At 43.7% G+C, this 24,779-nt stretch carries 26 protein-coding genes; 2 read left to right on the top strand and 24 right to left on the bottom strand.

The features are described from left to right. Positions 1-395 precede the first annotated feature (395 nt). On the bottom strand, positions 396-992 hold the full coding sequence (gene uptA / locus B6A27_RS12480; RefSeq protein ID WP_044744601.1) for an undecaprenyl phosphate transporter UptA: 597 nt from the start codon (positions 990-992) through the stop codon (positions 396-398). Between the two features lie 149 nt (positions 993-1,141). After that, positions 1,142-2,410 carry a glutamate/aspartate:proton symporter GltP gene (gene gltP, locus B6A27_RS12475; protein WP_044744602.1) on the bottom strand — a complete coding sequence of 423 codons (1,269 nt, stop codon included), beginning with the start codon at positions 2,408-2,410 and terminating at the stop codon, positions 1,142-1,144. A gap of 191 nt (positions 2,411-2,601) precedes the next feature. Here gltP and sigK point away from each other — a divergent pair, with 191 nt between their 5' ends. Then, the gene (sigK, locus tag B6A27_RS12470; RefSeq protein ID WP_066146007.1) at positions 2,602-3,312 is read left to right on the top strand and encodes an RNA polymerase sporulation sigma factor SigK; all 711 of its coding nucleotides are present in this window, start codon (positions 2,602-2,604) and stop codon (positions 3,310-3,312) included. Between the two features lie 346 nt (positions 3,313-3,658). Here sigK and B6A27_RS12465 read toward each other — a convergent pair whose 3' ends face one another. From B6A27_RS12465 to B6A27_RS12445, 5 genes are all read right to left on the bottom strand, one after another. Then, positions 3,659-3,904: a YrhC family protein gene (locus B6A27_RS12465; protein ID WP_080862269.1), complete on the bottom strand. Its 246-nt coding sequence runs from the start codon at positions 3,902-3,904 to the stop codon at positions 3,659-3,661. 72 nt (positions 3,905-3,976) lie between these two features. Next, the gene (locus B6A27_RS12460) at positions 3,977-5,110 is read right to left on the bottom strand and encodes a bifunctional cystathionine gamma-lyase/homocysteine desulfhydrase (protein WP_080862268.1); all 1,134 of its coding nucleotides are present in this window, start codon (positions 5,108-5,110) and stop codon (positions 3,977-3,979) included. Next, entirely contained in the window at positions 5,111-6,034 is a 924-nt protein-coding gene (locus B6A27_RS12455) for a PLP-dependent cysteine synthase family protein (protein WP_080862267.1), read from the bottom strand. Between the two features lie 53 nt (positions 6,035-6,087). Then, positions 6,088-6,789, bottom strand: coding sequence for a 5'-methylthioadenosine/S-adenosylhomocysteine nucleosidase (mtnN, locus tag B6A27_RS12450; protein ID WP_080862474.1), 702 nt, complete (start codon positions 6,787-6,789; stop codon positions 6,088-6,090). 18 nt (positions 6,790-6,807) lie between these two features. Continuing rightward, positions 6,808-7,449 (bottom strand): class I SAM-dependent methyltransferase, encoded by a 642-nt coding sequence (locus B6A27_RS12445; RefSeq protein WP_080862266.1) that lies wholly within the window; start codon positions 7,447-7,449, stop codon positions 6,808-6,810. A 363-nt stretch (positions 7,450-7,812) separates the two neighbouring features. Between B6A27_RS12445 and B6A27_RS12440 the strand changes: the two genes are divergently transcribed. Beyond that, positions 7,813-8,019 carry a YrzA family protein gene (locus B6A27_RS12440; protein ID WP_080862265.1) on the top strand — a complete coding sequence of 69 codons (207 nt, stop codon included), beginning with the start codon at positions 7,813-7,815 and terminating at the stop codon, positions 8,017-8,019. 29 nt (positions 8,020-8,048) lie between these two features. On the opposite strand, the gene B6A27_RS12435 is transcribed toward B6A27_RS12440, so the two are convergent. The 17 genes from B6A27_RS12435 to B6A27_RS12355 all read right to left on the bottom strand — a co-directional run bounded on the left by B6A27_RS12435 (position 8,049) and on the right by B6A27_RS12355 (position 24,755). Further along, complete coding sequence (locus B6A27_RS12435; protein ID WP_066146558.1) at positions 8,049-8,672, bottom strand: YrrS family protein; 624 nt, start codon at positions 8,670-8,672, stop codon at positions 8,049-8,051. 110 nt (positions 8,673-8,782) lie between these two features. Then, the gene (locus B6A27_RS12430) at positions 8,783-10,558 is read right to left on the bottom strand and encodes a peptidoglycan D,D-transpeptidase FtsI family protein (protein ID WP_080862264.1); all 1,776 of its coding nucleotides are present in this window, start codon (positions 10,556-10,558) and stop codon (positions 8,783-8,785) included. A gap of 55 nt (positions 10,559-10,613) precedes the next feature. Further along, the gene (gene greA / locus B6A27_RS12425; protein ID WP_044744626.1) at positions 10,614-11,090 is read right to left on the bottom strand and encodes a transcription elongation factor GreA; all 477 of its coding nucleotides are present in this window, start codon (positions 11,088-11,090) and stop codon (positions 10,614-10,616) included. Positions 11,091-11,246: 156 nt separating this feature from the next. Further along, positions 11,247-11,882: a uridine kinase gene (gene udk, locus B6A27_RS12420; protein ID WP_080862263.1), complete on the bottom strand. Its 636-nt coding sequence runs from the start codon at positions 11,880-11,882 to the stop codon at positions 11,247-11,249. A gap of 1 nt (position 11,883) precedes the next feature. Beyond that, a complete protein-coding gene (locus B6A27_RS12415; RefSeq protein ID WP_080862262.1) occupies positions 11,884-13,149 on the bottom strand; it encodes a peptidase U32 family protein in 1,266 nt (421 codons plus the stop codon). Between the two features lie 24 nt (positions 13,150-13,173). Next, positions 13,174-14,103, bottom strand: coding sequence for a peptidase U32 family protein (locus B6A27_RS12410; RefSeq protein WP_080862261.1), 930 nt, complete (start codon positions 14,101-14,103; stop codon positions 13,174-13,176). After that, on the bottom strand, positions 14,100-14,753 hold the full coding sequence (locus tag B6A27_RS12405; protein ID WP_080862260.1) for an O-methyltransferase: 654 nt from the start codon (positions 14,751-14,753) through the stop codon (positions 14,100-14,102). The genes B6A27_RS12410 and B6A27_RS12405 overlap by 4 nt, the downstream gene beginning before the upstream one ends. A gap of 116 nt (positions 14,754-14,869) precedes the next feature. Beyond that, positions 14,870-15,964, bottom strand: coding sequence for an endolytic transglycosylase MltG (gene mltG, locus B6A27_RS12400; protein ID WP_080862259.1), 1,095 nt, complete (start codon positions 15,962-15,964; stop codon positions 14,870-14,872). A gap of 111 nt (positions 15,965-16,075) precedes the next feature. Then, positions 16,076-16,369, bottom strand: coding sequence for a DUF1292 domain-containing protein (locus tag B6A27_RS12395; protein WP_044744632.1), 294 nt, complete (start codon positions 16,367-16,369; stop codon positions 16,076-16,078). 14 nt (positions 16,370-16,383) lie between these two features. Beyond that, entirely contained in the window at positions 16,384-16,800 is a 417-nt protein-coding gene (ruvX, locus tag B6A27_RS12390) for a Holliday junction resolvase RuvX (RefSeq protein WP_044744633.1), read from the bottom strand. A 12-nt stretch (positions 16,801-16,812) separates the two neighbouring features. After that, positions 16,813-17,070 carry an IreB family regulatory phosphoprotein gene (locus B6A27_RS12385; protein WP_044744634.1) on the bottom strand — a complete coding sequence of 86 codons (258 nt, stop codon included), beginning with the start codon at positions 17,068-17,070 and terminating at the stop codon, positions 16,813-16,815. A gap of 73 nt (positions 17,071-17,143) precedes the next feature. Next, positions 17,144-19,780 carry an alanine--tRNA ligase gene (gene alaS, locus B6A27_RS12380; protein ID WP_080862258.1) on the bottom strand — a complete coding sequence of 879 codons (2,637 nt, stop codon included), beginning with the start codon at positions 19,778-19,780 and terminating at the stop codon, positions 17,144-17,146. A 333-nt stretch (positions 19,781-20,113) separates the two neighbouring features. Then, the gene (locus B6A27_RS12375) at positions 20,114-21,175 is read right to left on the bottom strand and encodes an AI-2E family transporter (protein WP_369824171.1); all 1,062 of its coding nucleotides are present in this window, start codon (positions 21,173-21,175) and stop codon (positions 20,114-20,116) included. Positions 21,176-21,264: 89 nt separating this feature from the next. Continuing rightward, positions 21,265-21,399: a DUF3918 family protein gene (locus B6A27_RS12370; protein WP_183186568.1), complete on the bottom strand. Its 135-nt coding sequence runs from the start codon at positions 21,397-21,399 to the stop codon at positions 21,265-21,267. Between the two features lie 21 nt (positions 21,400-21,420). Then, complete coding sequence (locus B6A27_RS12365) at positions 21,421-21,612, bottom strand: hypothetical protein (RefSeq protein WP_044744703.1); 192 nt, start codon at positions 21,610-21,612, stop codon at positions 21,421-21,423. Positions 21,613-21,715: 103 nt separating this feature from the next. Continuing rightward, positions 21,716-24,073 carry an SF1B family DNA helicase RecD2 gene (gene recD2, locus B6A27_RS12360; protein ID WP_080862255.1) on the bottom strand — a complete coding sequence of 786 codons (2,358 nt, stop codon included), beginning with the start codon at positions 24,071-24,073 and terminating at the stop codon, positions 21,716-21,718. A gap of 19 nt (positions 24,074-24,092) precedes the next feature. Further along, positions 24,093-24,755, bottom strand: a complete 663-nt coding sequence (locus B6A27_RS12355) for a tetratricopeptide repeat protein (RefSeq protein ID WP_080862254.1) — start codon at positions 24,753-24,755, stop codon at positions 24,093-24,095. Positions 24,756-24,779 lie beyond the last annotated feature (24 nt).

The raw sequence follows: 24,779 nt of genomic DNA, 5'->3' as shown, positions 1-24,779 counted from the left end.
GAACAGATTCTTTATTGAAGTGAAAGGCATCTTTGAAAGCCGCTGGACGCACAAATCGCTTATCTTTTTCGCGCGCTCGCGCGATACAGCGGCGCTTCCGATGCATTGATAAATTAGTGAAGCCGTTTGTGGTTGGGACAACCTTCCCGTGAAAAGCCATACTAGAGATTTTTTGTTTTAATCGAGTCATTGCTTCCCCATTAATATTCATAGCAACAATACATCCATTCAAACGATTCCCTTTTATCAAACATGGAAAAGGGACATGAGCAAAATGCTTCAAAGATGGCAAATGCGGATATTTGTTGATATCGCTCTGCTTCAATCGGCAAAAAGAAGCCTGCTGCTTCGCAAACAAAATCAAAGAAAAGCGAGCGTAAGCATTTAGCACATCTTTATCTGTTTTTCCGACGACGATAAAGATGAAAGGCTACATATAAAACAGTGATTACAATAGCGATAATGATAATTGGCCGTAAATACGGCTGAGCGAACTCATCGATTTCCTGCCATTTACTTCCGAGACGTTCCCCAAGAAAAATAAAGAAAATAGACCACGGGATAATGGCACACGTCGTATACAAAGTAAACCTCGTCCATGGCATTTTCGCAATCCCTGCCGGAATGGAAATAGCATGGCGGACAACCGGAATAAACCGAGCTGTGAAAATAACCCCTGAACCGTATTTTTTAAACCATTCTTCAGATAAATCAAGATGTTTTTTCTTAATCAACAAATATTTTCCGTATTTATCCAAAAACGGACGCCCTCCATAAAGCCCCATCCAATAAAGGAACAGCTGTGCGATGGTCCCGCCGATCGTTCCTGCAATAACCGCTCCAGTGAACGATACTTCTCCACGCGATACTAAGTACCCGGCGTATGCCAAAACAATTTCGCTTGGGATGATTTCAATCATCAATGCCAGCGCGATTCCTATGTAGCCTAAATCGATTAAAAACATTAGAATGTTTTGGATCAATTCGTGCATCGTTCTTCCTCCTACTTCACGAGCCAAGCTCCTCATTAAAACCATATTCACTCAAATCAAGATTATACTATACGTTTGGACAGAAAAAAATAAAAATAACGGGACCGATAAAAAACGGCTATCCCATAAATGAGATAGCCGCGATATCATTACGCACTTTTCTGCGTGATTTCCTCTATATATTTTACTGCTTTTTGTTCATTGTACTGTCCTTCCCATTTAGACATAACAACAGCAGCCAGTGAGTTTCCGATTACGTTTACCACTGTGCGTGCCATATCTAAAATTCGGTCGATTCCAGCGATAAAGGCCAGTCCTTCAATCGGAATGTTCACCGTTCCTAAAGTCGCCAGCAAAACAACAAACGACACGCCAGGCACTCCTGCAATTCCCTTTGATGTGATCATAAGCACGAGCAGTAGTGAAATTTGCTGCGAAATCGACAGATCAATACCATATAGCTGTGCGATAAAAATAGCGGCCAATGCTTGATATAGCGTAGATCCATCAAGGTTAAACGAATAGCCTGTCGGAATGACAAAAGATGTAATCGCTTTCGGACAGCCGAATTTTTCCATCTTCTCCATCACTTTCGGCAGTACTGTTTCTGAACTGGATGTACTGTAAGCAAGGATTAACTCATCTTTTAAAATTTTAATGAAGTGCCAAATCCGCACTCCAACTAATCGAGCAACTGCTCCAAGAACGACGATCACAAAGAAAAGCATCGTTCCATACACTGTGATAACTAGCTTACTTAGCGGAATAAGCGATTGTACCCCAAACTTCGAAACCGTTACACCAATCAAAGCAAATACACCGAATGGAGCAAATTTCATAATTTGGTTTGTGACATAAAACATCGCTTCGGAGACACCTTGGAAAAACTGCAATACCACTTTTCCTTTTTCCCCGATCGCAGCAACACCCAAACCAAACATAACAGAAAAGAAGATAATCGGGAGCATGTTTCCTGTTGAGAGTGATTCAAAGATGTTTTTAGGGACAATGTTCACAACGGTTTCAATCATGGAATGGTGCTGCACTTCATTCGTCGTATCAACATACGATTGAATATCAGTCTTTTCAAGCGATTTCATATTAATGCCGGTACCTGGATGGAACACGTTAGCGACTAATAAGCCCACAACGATTGCTATTGTTGTAATAATTTCAAAATAAATAATTGTTTTTCCGCCCAATCTTCCAAGCTTTTTTATATCACCGACATTAGCAACCCCCACTATGAGACTTGCAACAACAATTGGAATCACAATCATTTTAATTAAACGGAGGAATATATCTCCTATCGGTTGCAAATACGTGGCTACTGCTGGATTTCCATAAAAAATCGCTCCGACAACAATTCCAAGGATTAAGCCGATTAAAATTTGCCATGCTAATCCGATTTTTTTCATGTACGATCCCCCTTTCAGACATAAAGCAACAAAAGTTATTCTAATATGTTCGTTTTAGTATGTCAAGAATATTCGTATAATAATGTAAATTATTACCTTTCTTTTTTTGAAATGTCCAAACACAGACAATCTTCCCTGTTCATACATATAAAATAGGCACATGCCTAAAACGAAAAGGGTGGGGTGAAGACATGTCTGGCATTTTTTCCGCATTGGCATTCCTTATCAAAGAGTTAATGTTTCTAGTCTCATATATTAAAAACAACGCATTTCCCCAACCACTAAGCGCTCAAGAAGAGGAAAAATATTTACAGAGAATGGCAGAAGGCGATAAAGAAGCGCGAAACCTGCTTATTGAGCATAATTTGCGGCTTGTCGCTCACATTGTCAAAAAATTTGAGAATACAGGAGAGGACGCAGAGGATTTAATCTCGATCGGCACCATCGGCTTAATCAAAGCCATTGAAAGCTACTCCCAAGGAAAAGGAACCAAGCTGGCAACCTACGCAGCAAGATGTATTGAAAATGAGATTCTTATGCACCTTCGTTCTTTGAAAAAAACAAAAAAGGATGTATCTCTTCATGAACCCATCGGACAGGATCGCGATGGAAATGAAATCAGCCTTATCGATGTGCTGAAATCTGAAGGGGAGGATGTCGCCGACGAGATTCATTTAAACATGGAAATCGAGCAAGTCAAAAAATACATTGATGTGCTGGATGAACGGGAAAAAGAAGTGATTATCAGCCGTTTTGGACTGGATTTGCAAAAGGAAAAAACCCAGCGCGAAATCGCCAAGGAGCTCGGCATTTCCAGAAGCTACGTCTCCCGCATCGAAAAGCGAGCATTAATGAAAATGTTCCACGAATTTTATCGAAATGAAAAAGAGAAGCGGAGATAGAGAAAATTCAGAGGAGGAGCTTCATTTAGCTCCTCCTTTCTACTTCACTCCGCTTCTACGCTGACTTCTGCGCTAATAATGAGCGCGATTGACGCTGTAATAACAATCCCCATCACCATGGCGAACATCCCTTTTTCCTCCCTTAACGGTTGTTTATTTTTATTTTACATCGTCGAAAAGCAGGGAACGCAGCGGGTTTTTGAACAATTTGCGAAATTCGTTCTAGAGGCAATCAGGATGGCTATAGTCCATAAGTCCTTATTAAATAGCCATCATTCATTGTAAGTAATCCGGCCTATAAAACCATGAAAGAAAGCCGATCCTTCACAAAGGAAGGATCGGCTTTCTATAGAGACATTTCGTCCTCATCTTCAAGCATTCGCCTGCATGCGGCTGAACAGCGCAGAAAATAGATCGAAGCGGCCAAAAAAGCCGCGATTGCAATAAGGATCAATGGCTTTTTGCCGGCTTCGAGCGCATCAGGTAAAATCACACCGAGATAAAACAGCGCGCCGATCGCCAACAAAACGAGACTGTACATTTTATAATCATTCGCCTTCGCGCGAAGCTGCTTTCGTTCCCGTTGACGCAATTCCGCTTCCCTCCCTGATCCGTGCTTCTCTTTTCACTGTACCATAGGAAGGCGAAAAGAAGGCGATGTAATTTATGCCAATGCTTGTGCTAAATCCTCTAGCAAGTCTTCCACATCTTCAAGGCCAACCGAAATGCGGACAAGTCCATCAGTAATGCCAAGCTCTTCACGCCGCTCTTTTGGAATGGAAGCATGTGTCATTTTTGCTGGAAGCGAAATCAAGCTTTCTACAGCTCCAAGGCTTTCCGCCAGGGTAAAATATTGAACGCGGTTTAATAACTGATCCGCTTTTTCAGCGCTTCCCACATCAAACGATACCATGCCGCCAAAGCCGCGCATTTGCTTTTTCGCAATTTCATGATTCGGATGCGTTTCAAGTCCTGGATAGTAGATGTTTTTCACTGCTGGATGTCCTGCTAAAAACTCAACAATTTTGCGCGTATTTTGCTCGTGCTCTTCCATGCGGATACCGAGCGTTTTTATACCGCGCATTAACAGCCATGAATCCTGCGGGCCGAGAATGCCGCCAGTTGAATTTTGAATAAAATGCAAATCTGTAGCTAACGGCTCCGAATTTACAACAACAAGCCCTGCGACCACATCACTGTGACCGCCCAAATATTTCGTTGCGCTATGAACGACGATATCCGCACCAAGCGCAATCGGTGTTTGCCAATATGGAGTGCTGAAGGTGTTATCGACAATCGTCAGCAATCCGTGCCGTTTGGCGATGGCGGCCGCCTCTTTCAAATCCGTAATTTTTAATAACGGGTTGGTTGGTGTTTCGATGTAGATGGCTTTTGTGTTCGGACGCAGCTGTTTTTCAATGTTCGTTAAATCGCTTGTATCCACAAATGTCGATTCAATGCCAAGGCGGTGGAGCACTTTTGTCATGACACGGTACGTACCGCCATACACATCATCCGTTAAAATGACATGATCGCCGCTATTAAACAGCATCATGACCGCTGTAATCGCCGCCATGCCTGAACTGAAGGCAAAGCCTGCATAGCCTTCCTCAAGGTCTTTTATAAGCTCTTCTAGAGCATGGCGTGTTGGGTTTCCTGTGCGGGAATATTCATAGCCTTTATGTCCGCCGACGCCCTCTTGCTTATACGTACTCACTTGATAAATCGGCACTGATACGGCTCCCGTATGCGGATCGCCAGCAACTCCGCCATGGATCAGCTTCGTTTTCCGTCTCATTTATATCCCACCTTCGTAAATTTTTTTGCTTAAATACCGTTCGCTGCTATCTGGAAAAATCACGACAATATGGGTCCCAGACGGCGCCTGAAGAGCCTCAAGCATAGCGGCGTGGAAAGCGGCGCCTGAAGAGCTGCCAACGAGCAACCCTTCTTTTGCTGCTAATTCCTGCACGCGTTGGAAAGCATCTTCATCGGTGATCGTATGAATGGCATCAAAGTAGCTCTCATCCATATATTCTGGAAGAAACTCCATACCGATCCCTTCCGTTTTATGTGGCCCAGGCTCTCCTCCATTTAAAATAGAGCCTTCTGGTTCAACAATGACGGTTTTGATGCTCGCATTTTTTTCCTTCAAAAATTGCGCCGTTCCCATGAATGTTCCGCCTGTCCCCGCACCAGCTACAAAAATATCAATGTTTCCATCAAGCTGCTCCCAAAGCTCTGGACCGAGCGTTTTGTAATACGTTCTTGGATTCGCCGGATTGGCAAATTGCTGTGGGCAATATGAATTTGGAATTTCTGCTAGCAGTTCTTTCGCCTTTTTAATCGCTCCCTGCATTCCATCGCTCGTCGGTGTATGAACAACTGTTGCGCCAAGCGCCCGCATGAGCTGCTGTTTTTCCACGCTGAATTTTTCCGGCACACAAAAAATCACATTGACGTTTTTGCCAATGGCCGCCAACGCTAATCCGATCCCTGTATTGCCAGCCGTAGGCTCAATAATGGTTCCACCTTCTTTTAGCTTGCCGCTTTCAAACGCATCCTGCAGCAATTCTTGGCCAAGGCGATCTTTTACGCTTCCACCCGGATTCAAATATTCCAGTTTAGCAAACAAACGCACGCCTTTTGGCAGAGGGAACCGGGTAATTTCCACAATCGGAGTATTTCCGACTAATTCGTGAACACTTTTGGCTACTTTCATGCTGTCACCTCTTTCTTCATCATGAAAAAAGGAGAGAGCATTCCCTCTCCTTCCTATGAATGTTTTAATTCATCCACCATCATTTGAACAAGCTCGGAAGAATGGAGCGCTGCTTTGTGCAAAAATTGCTCAAATGACACGTTTGATTCTTTCCCAGCAATGTCAGAAAGGGCGCGAATCACAACGAACGGGACGCCAAATTGGAAGCATACTTGCGCAATGGCTGCCCCTTCCATCTCCACTGCATGCAAATCTGTTAGCTTCTCGCGCACAAATGCTACTCGTTCCGGATCGTTCATAAATGAGTCACCTGTCGCAATCAAGCCTTTGACCACTTGGATTCCTTGAATGCGCTCAGCACTTGCTTCCGCGATAGCAACAAGTTTAGCATCCGCCGCATAGCGTGCAGGCATACCAGGTACCTGCCCATATTCATAGCCGAATACCGTCACATCAACATCATGATGAACAACCTCGCTGGAAATGACAATATCCCCCACATTGAGCGAAGCGGAAAATCCGCCTGCGGAGCCTGTATTAATCACATAATCCGGCCGAAAACGTTCAAGCAAAATCGTCGTTGACATGGCCGCATTGACCTTGCCGATTCCTGATTTTAATAAAATAACAGCAACACCGTTTAATGTTCCTGTGTAAAATTCGCAATTGGCAGCAACCGTATCTTGACGGTTGTCCATTTTTTCTCTTAAAATGGCGACTTCTTCTTCCATCGCTCCAATAATTGCTACCTTCATCCCTTCAACCTCTTTCACCTATTGTTTCGTAGCCTCCATCAACCAAACAAAACGGTTCATCGGTACAAAAGATACAGAGAATCCGTGCTTCGTAAACATGCTCTCAAGCACTGGCAATGTCGGATAGTATTCGCGCTTTAAATCTTCAGCTAAATCATGAAACCCTTTTTCCTTTGCTTCGATGACCATTTGCTCGAAAGCCTCGCGATCGACGAAAGCTGTATCCGCAAACACTATTTTACCACCTTTGTTCAGCATCTTTCCATACTGGCTAATCGCTTGTTCTTTTTCTTCATCTGTCAGGTGATGGAAAGCATATGTGCTGACAATCGTATCAATCGGTTCATTCGGCAACGGAAAGCTTAAAAAATCGCCGTCCTGAATCGTGACCGTATCGCCCAGCTTTTCAAACGCCTTTTGGCGCATCGGCTCCGAAGGTTCAATACCATAAACCGTTTTGCCGCTGCGAAGCAATTTTTGCGTTAAATTTCCTGTGCCAACGCCAAACTCCAGCACAACATTTCCTGATTTTTCAACAACTGTATTTAAAATTGCATCATATCCAGCAAATACATCTCGATATTGCTCGTCATGTCCATGAACAGATTCATCATATGACTGTGCCCACGTTTCAAATAAATCAAGGAATTCTCTACCCATCGATGTCACACTCCAAAATTTTTATAATTCATATAAGTATACTATGAATTAACTGCTATGCTGTTCTCAATCTATCATATTTTTTTCATTTGTTCAATGAAAATATGCTACACTACATGTGTATAGAGAGAATTGGGCAGGTCCATCATTTTCGTTGCTTCGGTTAGGCGATTGTTTGATTCCGACGGTCGGGTGACCGAACCATATTGTGCTGCTTCCAACCAATGGATTGGACTTGTCATTTGCTTCTCTGTCACGCACTTTAGCGTGACGAAGGCATGTTCACTTGCGTGCTATCATCGAAAAATAGAGCTTTTCCAAGCAAATCGCCTATTTGTATAAATGAGGAAGGAGGGATAGACATTGAACATATCGCTTGACTTGATCCAAGATAAAGTCGAATGCTTTGAAGCCGCTGATTTAGCCACCTTAGAGAAAAAAATCAATGAACAAATCGAACATAATAAAGCGCTTTTGCTCGAGGTTCATCATGTTTCCCATCAAATGCACGTCTCAGCAAACGGACAACGGCTTTACAGCGCCGTTGTTCATTTCAAAGCCAAAAAATAAACGGATTTCTCGCTTATGGAGAAATCCGTTTAATTTTTTAGCTGCTGCATTTTCGTCGGTTTCCATCCTTGATTTTCCACCCATTCAATATACACGCGATATTTGGCGCTTTTGTCCTTAGGAGAAATGGTAGCCACCGCTTTATTCGGACCATTGTTGCCAATAAACCACACAATCATATCTGCTGGCGACACTCCAGTGGCATAGCTGACAGCATCCAGCATTTCCTTCCAATCGACTGAATTCTCGTCAAATTGAGTGACATGCGGCTCTGTTTGCGTCGTCCCAATTGGCTGCCACGATGGATTAATAATTTCCTTCAACACTCCAGAAGAAGGATCGCCAGCTGTTTCAATTACTTCCTGTGATGGTTGTTCTTCTTCGGATGGCTGTTCCTCTTCATCAGCTGTTTCACCGTCCTTCTCTTGTGTTGTTTTTGTATCGCCTATTTCTACTTCCACCTTTTCATCTTCCTCTTCTTTTTTCTTTATGACTTTTTCTTTTGTCGCTGGCTGTGCGCTGTCCTTATCATCGTGCGAGAAAAGCAGCTGCCAGCTAAAAAAGATAATCAGCATTAACACGCACACAAGAGCGATATTTAACACGCGATTGATCTTTCGGCGTTTGGCACGCTGTTCAAAACGCGAATTCATTTCTTTTTCTTTTGCCAATCCTATTCCTCCCTGCGTCCTTACGATCGTTTTTATTGTAACATTTTGCTTCATCCTCATAAACGATTTCTTGATGATTTCGGATTTCCGTCCTATGAATGTTGTTTCGTATCAAACTCATATATTCTCTTGACAATATCATAAAATACATCATTTGTCACAGCTTGTGAGTTCGGACTGTCAAGATCAACAACAACCAGCACATATTTAGGCGCTTCTGCTGGAAAATAGCCCGCAAACCATTTATTAATCAGCGCTTCTCCATTTGCCGCCTTTTTTTCCGTTTGCGCCGTTCCCGATTTGCCTGCTACCGCATAGGGAAGCGTTTGAAATCTCCGGCCTGTGCCGCGCTCATCGGTAACGACCTTGCGAAGCAGCTCCTGCAATTTCGTCACTGTCGACCGCAACAGTGATCCTTCATTCGAAAACGGCTGCTTATGAAACGAAAAGAAGGTGGTTCCATTTTTATAGAGCATCTTCTCGACGGCTCTTACCTGTTCTGCTTCTCCTCCCCTAGCAATCGTGGCCATCATGTTAGCGATAGCAAGCGGAGAAACACGGACATTTTTCTGTCCAATCGACGTTTGCGCTATGGCTAGAGGAACGGACTTGTCGCTTTTGTCATACCAAATCGTCCCGCTTTTTTCTTCAGGAAGCTGGCGGAAATTTTTAAAATGATATACATCTCCCTCCCAACCGACAAGCGGATACAAACCAAGCATTTGCGCATATTGTTCAATGACGTTAGGGTCTTGCTTGACAAGCTCTTTTCCTAAAGTAGCAAAAGCGTTGTTGCAGCTGACAGCAAAACTTTCATCGAAAGGCAGCACGCCATAAGAATGCTCCGTATCAGGGGTAGCGCCGTCAATTTTTCGACTGCAATCAAATGCTCGTTTGTTAGTAGCCACCCCTTTATCGATAGCAGCAGCAGCGATCACCGTTTTAAAGACCGAGCCAGGAATTTGCGGGAGAAGCATTTGATTTTCCGCGGCATTATTTTTATATGGATCGCGCGGATCCATCGCTGGTCGGCTGGCCATCCCCAAGACGCTATTTGTCTCTACATCCAGCAGCACAGCTCCACCTTTTTTCAATTGGTGCTCCTCTAATACCTTCTCCATTATTCGCTGCAAGTCGCGATCGAGTGTTGTCTGAACCGTAATCGGATAAAAAGGATTTCCCGGATCGTTATATTTCACATCAATGCCAAATAACGGCCCGCCTTCTGCATCGACATGGTATAACAGCTTTGTTTCTCCCTCAGGCAGCAAAAATTCATCAAATGCCTTTTCTAATCCATGAATCCCGATTTTTGTGTGCGGCGAAAGGTTCCGGTCACGATAACGCTCTCGCAGCAGTTGCGGATCCTCTCGTGTAAAACCGAGCAGATGTTCAGCATACGGATGCTCCAATGGATATTGTTTATTAATGGCCAGGACACCCGGAATGTGGAGCTGGTTAATTTTTTTTATTTGGTTCTTTGTTAATGAAAGCGGTTTGTCTTCCGCTAAAAGCACAAACGGTTCTTTCGCATCTTGTAGCTGTAAACGAATGGAGCTTGCGGAAACGTGTAAAATGTCCGCCACCTTTTCCACTGGCCAATCCATTTTCTTTAAAAAAGGAAACAGGATAAGGGAAGGAACCGATTGTTCTGCAAGCGGCTGACCGCTGCGATCCACAAACGTTCCGCGCCCATCGCTAATGACCATTTCTTGTGTTCGCTGAGCCACGCTTTCCTCAATTAAATTCACATGATTTTTTGAAAATGATTCCGTGCTCACTAGTTGAATTTGGACGAGACGGCCAATTAATAAAAAAATGCCAAGTTGTATAAGTGCACTCATGATGATCATCCGTTTTTTGCTCATAAAAAACACCTCGTCTTCATTGTTGACGAGGTGTAAGATTTTAAAACCTTTTCTATTACTGTACAGCTACGATTTTGACAAGCATCTCGCCGCCAGGTGTTTGTACGCTGACTTCATCGCCTACTTTTTTCCCGATTAGCGATTTAGCAATTGGTGAATCATTGGAAATTCTTCCTTCAAACGGATCCGCTTCAGCGCTTCCGACAATCGTATATGTTTCTTCTTCACCATCAGGTAGCTCAACAAAAGTCACAGATTTTCCAAGAGATACGATATCTGGATTTTCAGTGTCTTCTTCGATAATTTGCGCATTGCGAATCATGTTTTCTAATGTTTGGATACGTGATTCTACAAAGGCCTGTTCATCTTTTGCCGCATCGTACTCGGAGTTTTCGGAAAGATCGCCAAATCCGCGTGCGATTTTGATGCGTTCAACGACTTCCTTGCGCTTGACCGTTTTTAAATATTCAAGCTCCTGTTCAAGCTTCTCCTTCCCTGCTTTCGTCATTGGATATTGTTTTTCATTTGACATATCCCCTTACCTCCTTAAATATTTATGTATATAAAAGGTACGAACGGCAAAGCGCGTTCGTACAAATAAGGCTTTATGAATATGCATATCCCTTAAGCCAAATGTCCGCGAACGGTAAGAAACGTTCATCCTTCATATGTTATCTATGCTATGTTATTACAAAAAAGACTTTTGTTCAAGAATTGTTTGAATTTTTGTAACCATCAAATCGATCGCTACGTGATTGTGACCGCCTTCCGGAATAATAATATCGGCATACCGCTTCGTCGGTTCAACAAATTGGTTGTGCATAGGACGAACGACTGAAACATACTGGTCAATCACGGATTCCAATGTTCGGCCGCGCTCGTTAATATCGCGCTGCAGCCGGCGAATAATCCGAATATCGGCATCTGTGTCTACATATACTTTAATATCCATTAAGTTGCGCAATCTCTCATCTTCTAATACGAGAATTCCTTCTAAAATAATCACATCTTTCGGTTCGACATAAATGACTTCATCCGCTCTTGTATGCAGCGTGTAATCGTAAACCGGCTTTTCGATCGACTCATAGCTGAGCAGCTTATGCAAATGCTCAATTAATAAATCATTATCAAAAGCTAAAGGGTGATCATAGTTTGTTTTTAGACGCTCTTCAAATGGAAGGTGGCTTTGATCTTTGTAGTAATAATCCTGCTCAAGCATTAAAATCGAATGCCCTTGAAAATGCTCATAAATGGCTCTGACAACACTCGTTTTCCCCGAACCGGAGCCGCCTGCGACTCCGATCACCACCGGCTTCTTCCCCATCTTAGCGCTCCTTTCTCATCATGTTGTACGGGAAGACATCTTTCTCTACTTTAAATTTTACGATTTGTAAAGGATGGCGCGCTGCATCGATCTCGTTTCCATCTTCATCCCAGATCGTGCCCACCACTTGGGTAAAGTTATCGATTTCCGGACCAAAAAATTCAACAACATCGCCAGATTTAAAGAAATTGCGTTGCTGTAAAGTCACCATTTTCGTATCGCGGTCATAGTCCAACACAAAACCAGCAAAATCGTAGGTTGTTTTCTTGCCGTGCACCCCAAACATCTGTTCTTTATATCCTGGCACCCCTTCAAAAAAGGCAGGTGCGGTATCACGATTGGCACATTTATCAAGCTCATCGAGCCATTCTTTTTGAATCACAAAATGGTCTGGATCGGCACAATAGGCATCGATCACTTTGCGATAGACGCTGACAACGGTGGCCACATAATGAATCGACTTCATCCGTCCCTCAATTTTTAAGCTATCAATGCCCAATTCGATCATTTTGGGAATAGATTGAATAAGATTTAAATCTTTCGGGCTCATGGCAAATGGATCATCATTTTCATCAAATAAAGCGATTTCCTGGCTGCCATCAAGCTTGTACAGATCATAATCCCAACGGCATGATTGACAGCAGCCGCCGCGGTTGGAATCGCGAGCCGTCATATGGTTACTCAAGACACAGCGCCCTGAGTAGGCGATACACATCGCCCCATGGATGAAGGTTTCTATTTCAATATCCACCTTCTCTTTAATTTCACGAATTTCCTCCGCACTTGTTTCACGGGCCAGCACGACACGCTCCAGTCCTTCTTCCTTCCAAAATTGCACCGCTTTCCAGTTAGCCAAAGATTGCTGGGTGCTTAAATGCACCTCTAGCTTTGGCGCTACCCGGCGAGCCGTTTCAATGATCAGAGGATCCGCCACGATAATGCCATGCACACCCGCTTCCTCAAGCCCCTGTAAATACTCCTCAAGTCCAGGGATATTTTCGTTATGAGCATAAATGTTTGTCGTCACATAAATTTTGGCACCATATTTATTGGCAAATTGGACTCCTTCTGCCATTTCTTCAAGCGTAAAATTGTCGGCGTTGGAACGAAGCCCATATTCTTGGCCGCCGATAAAGACAGCATCCGCTCCATAATGGACAGCTACTTTTAATTTTTCTAGGTTACCGGCAGGAGCAAGCAGCTCAGGCTTTTTCACAATCACACGCTTTCCATTCACGATTTGCGAAATTTGATCATTTTTCAACATACCGCTCCCTCCTTTATGTTGCATTTAATAAATCGTTTCTTTAAAAAAGAAGCCTGTATCTAAAGGACGATGCTTTGGCTGAATCGCTTCAATTTCCTCCAACAGCTGCATTTTTTCCGCTTCATACTGCTCGCGGTTCCCCGCACATAAATCAATGGCACGGCGATAGATCGCTGTCACCTTCGTAATATAGTCCGATTCATGAAGCACACCGTCAATTTTAAAGCTATCGATTCCCGCATCCACCATTTCCTCAAGCTCGTCAATAATGCAAATATCATTCGGGCTCATAATGTGCGTCCCGTTTTCATCCTCAAAAATCGGGTATTTGTTACCGCGCTCTTTGTCATGCAGAAACATTCCTTTTTCGTACTTTTGCTTTTCAACTTCCATCTTTTTTCCTTGATATTCAAAATAGTTGCCGATGAGCGACCGCTTTGATTGAAACATACATGTCATTCCATGCACTTGCACTTCAATTTCCACTTCTGCATGTTCTTTAATCTCCATAATGACATCCATATTTAATTCACGCGCTAAAACCGCGCGTTTCGCGCCCTTTCGCCCCCAGTAGTTGCATGTATACCAATTGGTTGCCGTTGTTTCCGTATTCCAATGGAGCCTCATATGCGGAGCTACTTCACGTACAGTCATTAATACAGCAGGATCTCCAAATACGATAGCATCCACGCCGCTATCAGCTAAAAAACGAATATACTCACCTAGTTCGTCTATTTTCTCATTATGAAAAATCGCATTCATCGCCGCATACACGCGAATCCCATGCTGGCGGGCCACTTCCACCGCTTCCGCCATTTCAGCGCGCTTAAACTCTCCAGCTAAGCGCAAACCATAGCGTTGTTCGCCAACTATAACGGCATCCGCTCCTGCCTGCGCCAAAGCATGGATATGGGAAACGTCTGTCGGTGTTACAAGCAATTCTGGTTTTTTCACTGTTTCTCACCTCTTTTTCTCGATATGGCAATGCCGTCGCCGACCGGCAAAATGACGGTATCATAAGCTTCATTTTGCATCAGCCACTGATTATATTGGCGAATTTTCTTCACAAGCGAACGAATTCGCTTATTTTCAATCCCATCTCCTGCCGCCACAAGCCCTTTAAAAAGGACATTATCGGTAATGATAACGCCACGGGGAGCCAAAAACGGCTCGTACATTTCAAAAAACCGCTGATACTGCCCTTTTGCTGCATCGATAAAAATGGCATCAAATGGGGCATATTTTTCTACTTCGCTGGATACTTCAAGCGCATCGCCAAACAGCGCATGAATCTGATGAGCTGTTTTGGTTCGCTCTATATAAAAAAGCGCGTTTTCATACCGCTCTTGATCGCGTTCGACCGTAACGATCGTCGCATTCGGCAGCGCCAGCGCCATCCGAATAGCCGAATAGCCAATCGCTGTTCCGATTTCTAAAATGCGCGTTGGCTGAATAAGACGCAAAACGTGCAACACCACTTCGATCCCGACAGCATCCATAATAGGCACACGATGCTCTTGGGCATAATCTTCCATTTCTTGGATTACTGTTTCGCGTTTTGGCATAAGATCTTGCAAATAGCGAATGATGTCATGCGATAACAAACGTGCTCCTCCTCGTAAAAATAAGAGTCCACATTAGACTCTTATGAACGAAATATATAGGATCATACCCATAACTTTATATATACTATCATAAAACGGGCAGAAATGCGAAATATTTATTCTTTTCCAATATACTTTGCCTTTTCGCGATTATGCTCAGCCAATGTGCTCGTAAAAATGACTTCGCCGGCTGGAGTAGCAAGAAAATAGAAATATCCGGTTTCTGCCGGCTCCAAAGCCGCCTCAATCGACATCTCTCCCGCATTTGCGATCGGGCCTGGCGGCAATCCTTGATGGATGTAAGTGTTATAAGGAGAATTGACCTTTAAATCTTCATAATAAACGCGTTCTTTATGCTTTCCTAGCGCATAAAGCACCGTTGGGTCGGTTTGCAGCGGCATTCCGATGCGCAGACGGTTATAAAATACGCTCGCAATTTTTTGACGGTCAGCCTTTTCCGTTGCTTCTGCCTCAATGAGTGAAGCCATTGTCAATAGCCGATGGGTCGTAAATCCTTTCTCGGTTTTCTTTTCTTCATATTTTGCAAGCACTTCTGCCGTTTTGGCGATCATTGGCTCGATAATAGCAGGTAGCGGCGGTTTTTCTTCCGGGAAGGAATAAGTCGCTGGAAATAAATATCCTTCAAGCGGATAACGAATATTTTTGTTTAAGATATCTGGCGACAGAACCATCGGATATTTTTTGATCAGCTCTTGAATGTAAGCACGGTCATTAAGCTGATTCATGACCTGTTCCTGCTTATACCCTGTTTTTTGAGCGATAATCGTCGCGATTTGCGTTAACTGTTTTCCTTCCGGAATCGTGATTTTCAGCTTCATTTCCCTCATCACTTTTCCTGTTTTTAGTGAGGAAATGATTTCTTCTAACGTCATCGAGCGAGTCAATTGATAGTTTCCTGCCTGAAAATCAGCATGATTTTTAAATTTGACATAGTAGCGAAATACAGCTGCGCTTTTGATGATCCCCTTTTTTTCAAGGATTGCAGCAATATCGCTTACAGAAGAGCCAATGGGAATCGAGACTTGAACGGTTTTTTTATCCTCTGGATCGACAGGCTGAAGTGCAGATCGGATATATACATAACCGCCTATAACGGTTGTCAGCAACAATACGCAAACAAGCGCGCTAATCATAAAGACCACTTTTCTTACTGTTTGGATATCCTTTGAAGCAAATCCATTATGGTCCATATAATCCCTCCCTTCATTCTCGAGATATTATACTACAAATTTCTGCTTTTTTCTTCTATCTCTTATTTTTTTCTACAAAAAAAGACGGCCTTACCCGGCCGCCTTAGGAATTTATTCCTCGTCTTCTTCCTGATCCGCACAAAATGTATTCCATACTTCTTCGATCATATCCCATTCTTCTTCCGTTTCGATCGGCTGAAGTTCTCCTTCCTTCTCGCCTTCTCCTGAAATAAAAGCGGAAACGTGAATCTCTGTTTCTTCCTCGTCCTCGTACTCAACCCCAATAGGATAATAAAAAACGTACGACTTTCCAAAGTCCTCAGATTCAAATGTGAATAATACCTCGCATAGCTGCTCGTTTCCGTTTTCGTCTACGACTGTAATCTGCTTATCACCATGTTCCATGTTATTTCCTCCAATTATCGTTTACTGTCAAGATACGACTGCAGAATGATGACGGCTGCCATTTTATCAATCACTTGGCGCCGTTTTTTTCGGCTTACATCCGCAGCGATCAACATACGTTCTGCCGCTGTTGTCGACAGACGCTCGTCCCATAAAATAACGGGCAAGGAAAATTGGCGTTTCAGCCATTCCGCAAAACGCTGGCTCGCTTCACCGCGTGGGCCAACTGTGCCGTTCATATTTTTAGGAAAACCGAGCACAATCGTTTCCACCTGATATTCTTCCATAATTTCACGAAGCCGCTCCAAGCCAAATTGCTTTTTTTCCTCATCAATCGGAATGGTTTCTACTCCTTGAGCGGTCCAACCGAATTCATCGCTCACGGCCACCCCGAGCGTTTTTGTCCCTAAATCTAATCCTAATATGCGCATAAATCAATCCTTTCAACGACTCTGTAAATAGAATTTCACCAATTCTTCAATTAATTCATCCCGTTCAATTTTCCGAATAAGCGTACGAGCATCTTTATGACGAGGGATGTAAGCTGGGTCGCCAGATAGCAAATAGCCGACAATTTGATTGATCGGATTATACCCTTTTTCTTGAAGAGCCTCATATACTGTCAATAATACTTCGCGAATATTCGTTTCTGGCGGCTCTTCCGAAAAATTGAACCGCATCGTTTGATCAAATGAGCTCACCGTTATGCACCTCGCTCTCCATTCACACTGGCATCGCCATACCTTACATCCATTGTACACCATTAGAGTGAAATTATAAAATGGATTTTACCCATTCTTCGACAAATTGCAAGGCTTCTCCTATTTTTTGCGGGTCTTTTCCTCCCGCTTGAGCCATGTCGGCGCGGCCTCCCCCGCTGCCTCCACAACGAACAGCCACTTCTTTAATCAGTTTGCCTGCATGATAGCCTTTTTCAACTAAATCTTTGGTTACGCCCGCAATGAGGTTTACCTTCTCGCCTTGTACGGAAGCAAGGACGATCACAGCTGAACCAAGTTTTTGTTTCAGTTCATCCACCATTGTGCGCAAGCTAGTCATATCTGCCGCATGGACTTTGCTTGCTAAAACTTGAATGCCGTTTACTTCTTGTACTCGATCGGCCAGATGAGCGGCTTCCATATTGCTGAGGCGCGCAGCTAACGATTCATTTTCACGCTGTAGCTGGCGGATTTCATTCATTAATGCTTCAATTCTTCCGACTACATCTTTTGGATTCGCTTTTAATTGCTGCGCTGCTTCCTGTAATAAAGCAAGCTGATCATTCATAAAACGGTAGGCGGCTTCTCCCGTGACCGCTTCAATCCGGCGCGTGCCAGCCCCAATGCCCGATTCGGACACAATTTTAAAAAGACCGATCGCTGCCGTGTTCGTTACATGGCAGCCGCCGCAAAGCTCTAAGCTGTAGGCCCCCACCTGAACAACGCGGACAATGTCGCCATATTTTTCACCAAAGAGCGCCATTGCTCCCATCGCTTTCGCTTCTTCAAGCGGCTTATAATCAATCTGAACAGGAAGGCTGCGCCAAATTTGCTCATTAACAATCGCTTCAATTTTCTCTAGCTCTTCTTGTTTCACTTGTCCAAAATGCGAGAAGTCGAAACGCAAACGTTCTGGAGTGACCAGCGATCCCGCCTGATTGACGTGCGTACCAAGGACATCTTTCAGCGCTTGGTGCAGCAAATGGGTGGCTGTATGGTTTTTGACAATACGGTTGCGTTTTTCTTCAAGCAGGTAGGCCTGATAAGTTTCGCCTTTCTTCAGTGTTCCCTTTTCGACCACCACATGATGCAAATGCTGACCATTTGGCGCTTTTTGCACGTCTTTTACATAAGCTTTCGCCGCTTCTCCTTCGATAAAGCCTTGATCGGCGATTTGACCGCCGCTTTCTGCATAAAATGGCGTCACATCAAGTATAATTTGCGCTTCTTCTCCTTCTTTTATTTCCTCAACAAGCTCGCCATTCTTCACGATAACAGCAATAGAAGAAGAAGTATGGAGCTCGTCATAGCCAACAAATCGGCTCTCTACTTTGAGGGCGCCAAGTAAGCTGTCCTGCACTTGCATCGAATCGACATCTTGGCGCGCCGCGCGAGCCCGCTCGCGTTGACGCTCCATTTCTTGTTCAAAGCCGGCATGATCAATCGTCATTCCTTCTTCGGCGGCATATTCTTCTGTCAATTCAACTGGGAATCCATATGTGTCGTAAAGGCGGAACACATCTGTTCCAGAAATAGTGCGGCTGCCATTTGCTTTTTCTTTTTGGATAACGCTTGACAAAATGGCTAATCCTTCATGAAGCGTCTCATGGAAACGCTCTTCCTCATTTTTAATCACTTTTTGAATAAACTCCGTTTTTGCTTTCACTTCCGGATAGTAGTCAACCATAATTTCACCGACTGTCGGCACTAATTCATACATAAACGGACGGTTGATATTCAGTTTTTTCGCATACCGCACCGCTCGGCGAAGCAGGCGACGCAATACATAACCGCGTCCTTCATTGGACGGCAAAGCGCCATCGCCAATCGCAAACGTCACCGTCCGAATATGGTCAGCGATCACTTTAAACGCGACATCTTTTTCCGCATCCACGCGGTATGTTTCGCCAGAAATTTGTTCCGTTGCTTGAATAATTGGCATAAATAAATCGGTATCAAAGTTAGTAGGCACATCTTGTATGATAGAGCACATGCGCTCCAAACCCATGCCTGTATCAATATTTTTCTTTGGCAGCGGCGTATAAGTGCCATCTGGATTATGGTTAAATTGAGAAAAAACAAGATTCCATACTTCTAAATAACGCTCATTTTCGCCCCCCGGATATAATTCTGGATCATTTGGATCATTACCGAATTGCTCCCCGCGGTCATAAAAGATTTCGGTATTCGGTCCGCTCGGGCCTTCTCCAATATCCCAGAAATTCCCTTCCAAACGAATGATCCGTTCTTTCGGCAACCCAATTTCTTCATGCCAAATTTCAAACGCTTCATCATCCTCCGGATGAATCGTAACAGATAAGCGGCCAGGATCAAAACCAATCCATCTTTTGCTTGTTAAAAACTCCCAAGCCCAATGGATCGCTTCACGCTTAAAATAATCGCCGATCGAGAAATTTCCGAGCATTTCAAAAAACGTATGGTGGCGCGCCGTTTTGCCGACATTTTCGATATCGTTTGTACGAATGGATTTTTGGGCATTACAAATGCGCGGGTTATCTGGAATTACGCGCCCATCAAAATATTTTTTTAATGTCGCGACTCCGCTGTTGATCCATAGGAGCGACGGATCGTCAATCGGAATTAAAGACGCGCTTGGTTCTACCGAATGTCCTTTTTCTTTAAAAAAGTCTAAAAACATTTGCCTAATTTGTGCTGATGTAAGCTTTTTCATCTTTCGTGCCTCCTTTAGTCATATTTATGGTATAAAAAATAAACTCCCATCCCTTGCTCAGGGACGAGAGTTACGCTCGCGGTACCACCCTGCTTATGGACAAGACGTCCATCACCTCGATAAGCCGTAACGTGGCTGCTCCGTCAGGTTTTTCCTGCGCTCGGGATTAGCGTTCTGTTACCCTTCATCTGGAATTTCTTTCAGCCGCGGAAATTCCTCTCTGTGCGCACGGGCGCGTTAAGATGGACTGTAACATACTCGATCCTTCATCGCCTTGTATGTATACATGTATACCTTTTCATTCAAAGATTATAGACAAGCGGCTTTCGTTTGTCAATGTGTACTAAAACGCTCGCGCGCATGTAAAACAGCCACCTTTAAAACCGCCACAAAAGGAACAGCAATAATCATTCCCACAATTCCAGCAAGCTCCCCGCCTAAAAACAAAGAGAGCATAATAATTAAGGGATGCATATGCAGGCTTTTTCCAACAATCAGCGGCGACAAAACATTTCCTTCGAGAAATTGCAATAAAAAAATAATCCCCATCACAATCATCATCATTTTTGCTGAAATCGTCGCAGCCAAAAGGGCTGCCGGTATCGCTCCAATAATCGGGCCAAAATAAGGAATGACATTCGTTGCGCCAATAATGAGCCCCAATAAAAGCGGATAATTCATGCCGGCAATCCAAAGTGAAAGCGCAGCCACTCCGCCAATTAAAGTGCAAACAAATAACTGGCCGCGGATATAGTTTCCTAAAGACTCATCTACATCTTTTAGAAATTCGATTCCTTCTTTTCGCCACTTTTTCGGTGTTAGTTTCCAAACCGCTTGCTTCATTTCATCCATATCTTTTAACATATAAAAGGCGATAAATGGTACAAGTAAAAAGACCATCGCTGAATTTAAGATGCTTTTAACGCTTGTAACCGCCTTTGTCAACCAAAGGCCAAGCAAGGCCTCCACTTCAAGAATAGAGGTTTCCACGCGCTTGTGCATTTCTTTGGGCCATTTTGCTGTTTGGTCATGGATTTTCGTCGTCCATCCATGATACGTATCCGCCAGCATCGGTAAGCTTTTAGTCAGTTCCTGCAACTGATCAAGCAGCACAGGAATCCCTTTGTATGCACCATAGCCCACCCCTCCAAAAAACACGATATAAATCATTAAAATAGCTAGGGCTCTCGGAATTCCTCTTTTATGAATATACTCGACAAGCGGATGAAGCAAATAAGCGATAAAAGCCGCAATGATAAACGGAGTTAATACCGTAACAATGAGCCGTAAAACAGGCAGCCAGAAATCCCTCAATCTCATAATAAAATATAGAAGTATAACGACTAACAGCATTTTGGTAAGACGAATGAAAAAACGCATTTGCTCATTTTGCACGAATACCCCTCCTGTTCCCATAGTTTGAAAAGAAGGAGAGGAGATTATACATCAAAAAAGGGGGCCTTTATATAGGCTCCCCCTCTTTGTTACATAAATGAACGCATCATTTGCTTTCCCATCTTCTTCATTTTCCGCATATTCATACCACCATTGCGTTGAACAAGCTGGTAAGCTGCAACGCCCAAACCAATAGCAGCGAGCGATTTCATTGTACGATTCATGGTCATTCCTCCTCGCTTCCCTTAAGACGAAAGCGTTCGTTCTTCATCGCTGAATAAATCATCGAGCGAGCTGAGCGTTCCGTCTTCTTCGACTTGATGAGTATGAATCATCCCTTTATTGATGGTTAATTCAATAAAACAGTTCCAGCAATAATATTGATTCACACCTATTTTTCCCAAATCCTTACTTTGGCAATTTGGACATTTCAACACCAAAAGGCACGCTCCTCTTCACATCATTTACCTGTTATGTTAGACAAGCAGTTGTAAAAATATACATGGCTAAGGAAGAGCGCTTGATGCGTGCCTTATGGTTTTATTTTGTTTCTTCTATCATAAAGTCATACGGTGAAACGTTTTCCATCCCGATCCCCGCATCATCCAACGGCAGCTCCGTTTCATCAGCAGGCTCAAACAGCTGTTGAATTTTTTCCGCTAATGTTGTTTGCCTCACCCCGTCATCACAGCGTGCCGTTCCGATGCGAAACGCTTCCTCCTCACCGCATAAAATTAAAAATTTTTTGCTTCTTGTCACCGCTGTATATAACAAATTCCGCTGTAGCATTCGATAATAGCTTTTCACCACCGGCAAAATCACAATCGGAAATTCACTGCCCTGCGCCTTATGAATCGAACAGCAATAAGCGTGGGTAATTTGTGTTAAATCCTGTCTTGTATAAGTGACTTCGTTTCCATCAAAGGATACGACAACCAAGTCCTGCTGTTCCGTATTCTCTTTCGCGTAAAAGATGGCGACAATTTCACCAATATCGCCATTAAACACATTTTGATCGGGTTGATTGACAAGCTGCAACACCTTATCGCCAACGCGATAAACCGTTTCGCCGCTGGACAGCTCGCGCTTTTGTGGCGATTTCGGATTAAACAGCTCTTGAAGCGTTCGATTGAGACGATCGATGCCGGCAGGACCGCGATACATTGGGGCGAGCACTTGAATATCTTTTACCGAATACCCTTTTTTCCACGCATTATCAGCAATTTGCCTCACGACATCAACCACTTGTTCAGCTTTACAGCGAATAAAGGAACGGTCTGTTTTCGGAGAGCTTAGATCAGCAGGAAGCTCCCCTTTTTTCATACAATGGGCCAATTCAATGATGGAGGATCCTTCTGCTTGACGATATACTTCGGTCAAGCGAATAGTAGGAATTCGCGACGTTTTTAACAAATCCTTTAATACTTGCCCCGGTCCGACTGACGGCAATTGATCCTCATCACCGACCAAAATGACTTGCATACCAGTTGGAAGAGACTTCAGCAATTGGTTAGCTAGCCATGTGTCTACCATGGACATTTCATCGACAATGAGCAAATTTCCTTCAATCGGTTCATCTTCATGATGAGTAAATCCTTCTGCAGCATTATAACCAAGTAAACGATGGATCGTCATCGCTGGTAATCCTGTCGCTTCGCTCATTCGTTTTGCGGCTCTCCCTGTTGGCGCAGCAAGCAAAATCGGAAAAGGATTTTCTTTATGATAATCCTTTGGGTCAAGCGAAACGCCGTGGAGGTCGGCAAAAATCTCCACAATCCCTTTTATCACCGTTGTTTTTCCCGTTCCCGGCCCGCCTGTCAAAATAAACAGAGGAGAAGAAATCGCTTGTTGAATCGCGTCCTTTTGCAACGGGCCATATTGTACATCCAACCGCTCCTCCAACCGGCCGAGCGCCAGCAAAAATTCCGCTTCTGGAAATCCTGTTACCTTTTGTTCAAGCAGGCGCTTTATATTAGTGATGATTCCTTTTTCCGCAAAGTAAAGAGTCGGAATATAAAAGCGGCCATCTTCATGAATGACTTTTTCCTCTTTGGCTAGATCAAGCAGTTCACGCTCAATCATGTCAGGAGGAATGGCCTCTCCTCTTTTCGATTCAAGCAGCTGCTTAGCTTTAAAAAGCAACTGTTCTTTTGTCACATATACATGCCCCTCTTGCAAACAATCGCTTTCGATGACATATAAACAGGCGGCTCGGACACGATCTGGATGGCTGCCGGAAAGGCCGAGCTGCTGGCCTAACTCATCGGCTCGCCGAAACCCAATCCCTTCTACATCCTCGACAAGCTGATACGGATTTTTTTGAATGACATCAAGTGCAGCTTCTTTATATACTTGGTAAATTTTCATTGACAGCTGCGGACCAAAGCCGAACTGAGAAAGAGCAATCATAATTTGTTCAAGGCCTTGGTGCTCCTTTAACGTTTCGTATAGCTCTTTCGCTTTGTTTTTCGGAAGCTTAGGCACTTTCGCGAGCGCTTCCGGATCTGCTAGTATCACTGAAATCGCTTGGTCCCCGAGCGCTTCCACAATTTGTTCCGCTGTTTTCTTTCCGATCCCCTTAAACAAATCGCTCGATAAATAATAGATCAACCCTTCCTTTGTTTGCGGCATTTCTTTTCGAAAATACTCGGCTACATATTGCCGTCCAAATCTTGGGTGATCTTTAAAAGCGCCGTAAAACACATAAACATCATGTTCGTTCATACGCGGGAAATATCCAGTTACAACAACCTCTTGCTCGTCATACCCTTCATTCGTTTCTTCAACGTGAATGCGGACCACGGAATAAAGGTTGCTTTCGTTATGAAAAATAGTGACGATATGCGTCCCTTTAATAAACGATTTTTCCCCTAACGCCCATGATTCTTGCCGCTGCAATTGGAATCCCTGCCTTTTTTTATTTTTCCAGCGCTTTTTCCATCAATTTTTTCCCATGTCCTGCAAGCAAATGATCTGACTGTATGGCAAGCGCTTTGTTAAACATATGAAGTGCCTGCTGTGCATCATCTTTATAAGCATAAGCCACTCCTAAATTATAATAGGCATCGGCATGCCCTTCATCTAAAGCGACGGTTCTCTCGAAGCAGTTCATCGCTTCATCCACAAGTTCAAGCTGCGCTAAGCACAAGCCAAGCTGAAAAAGCGCTTCTGCATCGTTTTCGTTCAATTCGGAGGCGCGTTGCAAATACGGCAAAGCCAGACGCGGCTGCTCTAAAAGCAAGAGCGACATCCCGAGCATAAAAAATACATCGCCGTCCTCCATCCCTTTTTGCACCGCCTGTTCAAACATGTCCTTTGCCAAAACAAATTGCTGGCGATTATAGTAAAGAGAGCCAAGCCCATAGTAAGCAGTGGCCGCTTCTGGATCAAGCTCAAGCGCTTTTTTAAAAAAACGGATCGCTTTCTCTTCTTCCCCCACGGCCGCTAGTACATTTCCAAAATTAATGTAGCCGATTGGATCGTTTGGATTGGCTTCAATAGCTTCATGAAAGCATTTCACTGCTTCCTCATAGCGCCCTTGCTGCATGTGCTGAATGCCTAATGCATTTTGATTCTCCATCGTTTCCAACTCTCCCTTTTGCAT

Origin of the sequence: Anoxybacillus sp. UARK-01 (assembly GCF_002075365.1) — a bacterium.
In the GTDB taxonomy this organism is placed as follows: Bacteria; Bacillota; Bacilli; order Bacillales; family Anoxybacillaceae; genus Anoxybacteroides; species Anoxybacteroides rupiense.
This window is presented reverse-complemented; position numbering and strand designations above follow the sequence as displayed.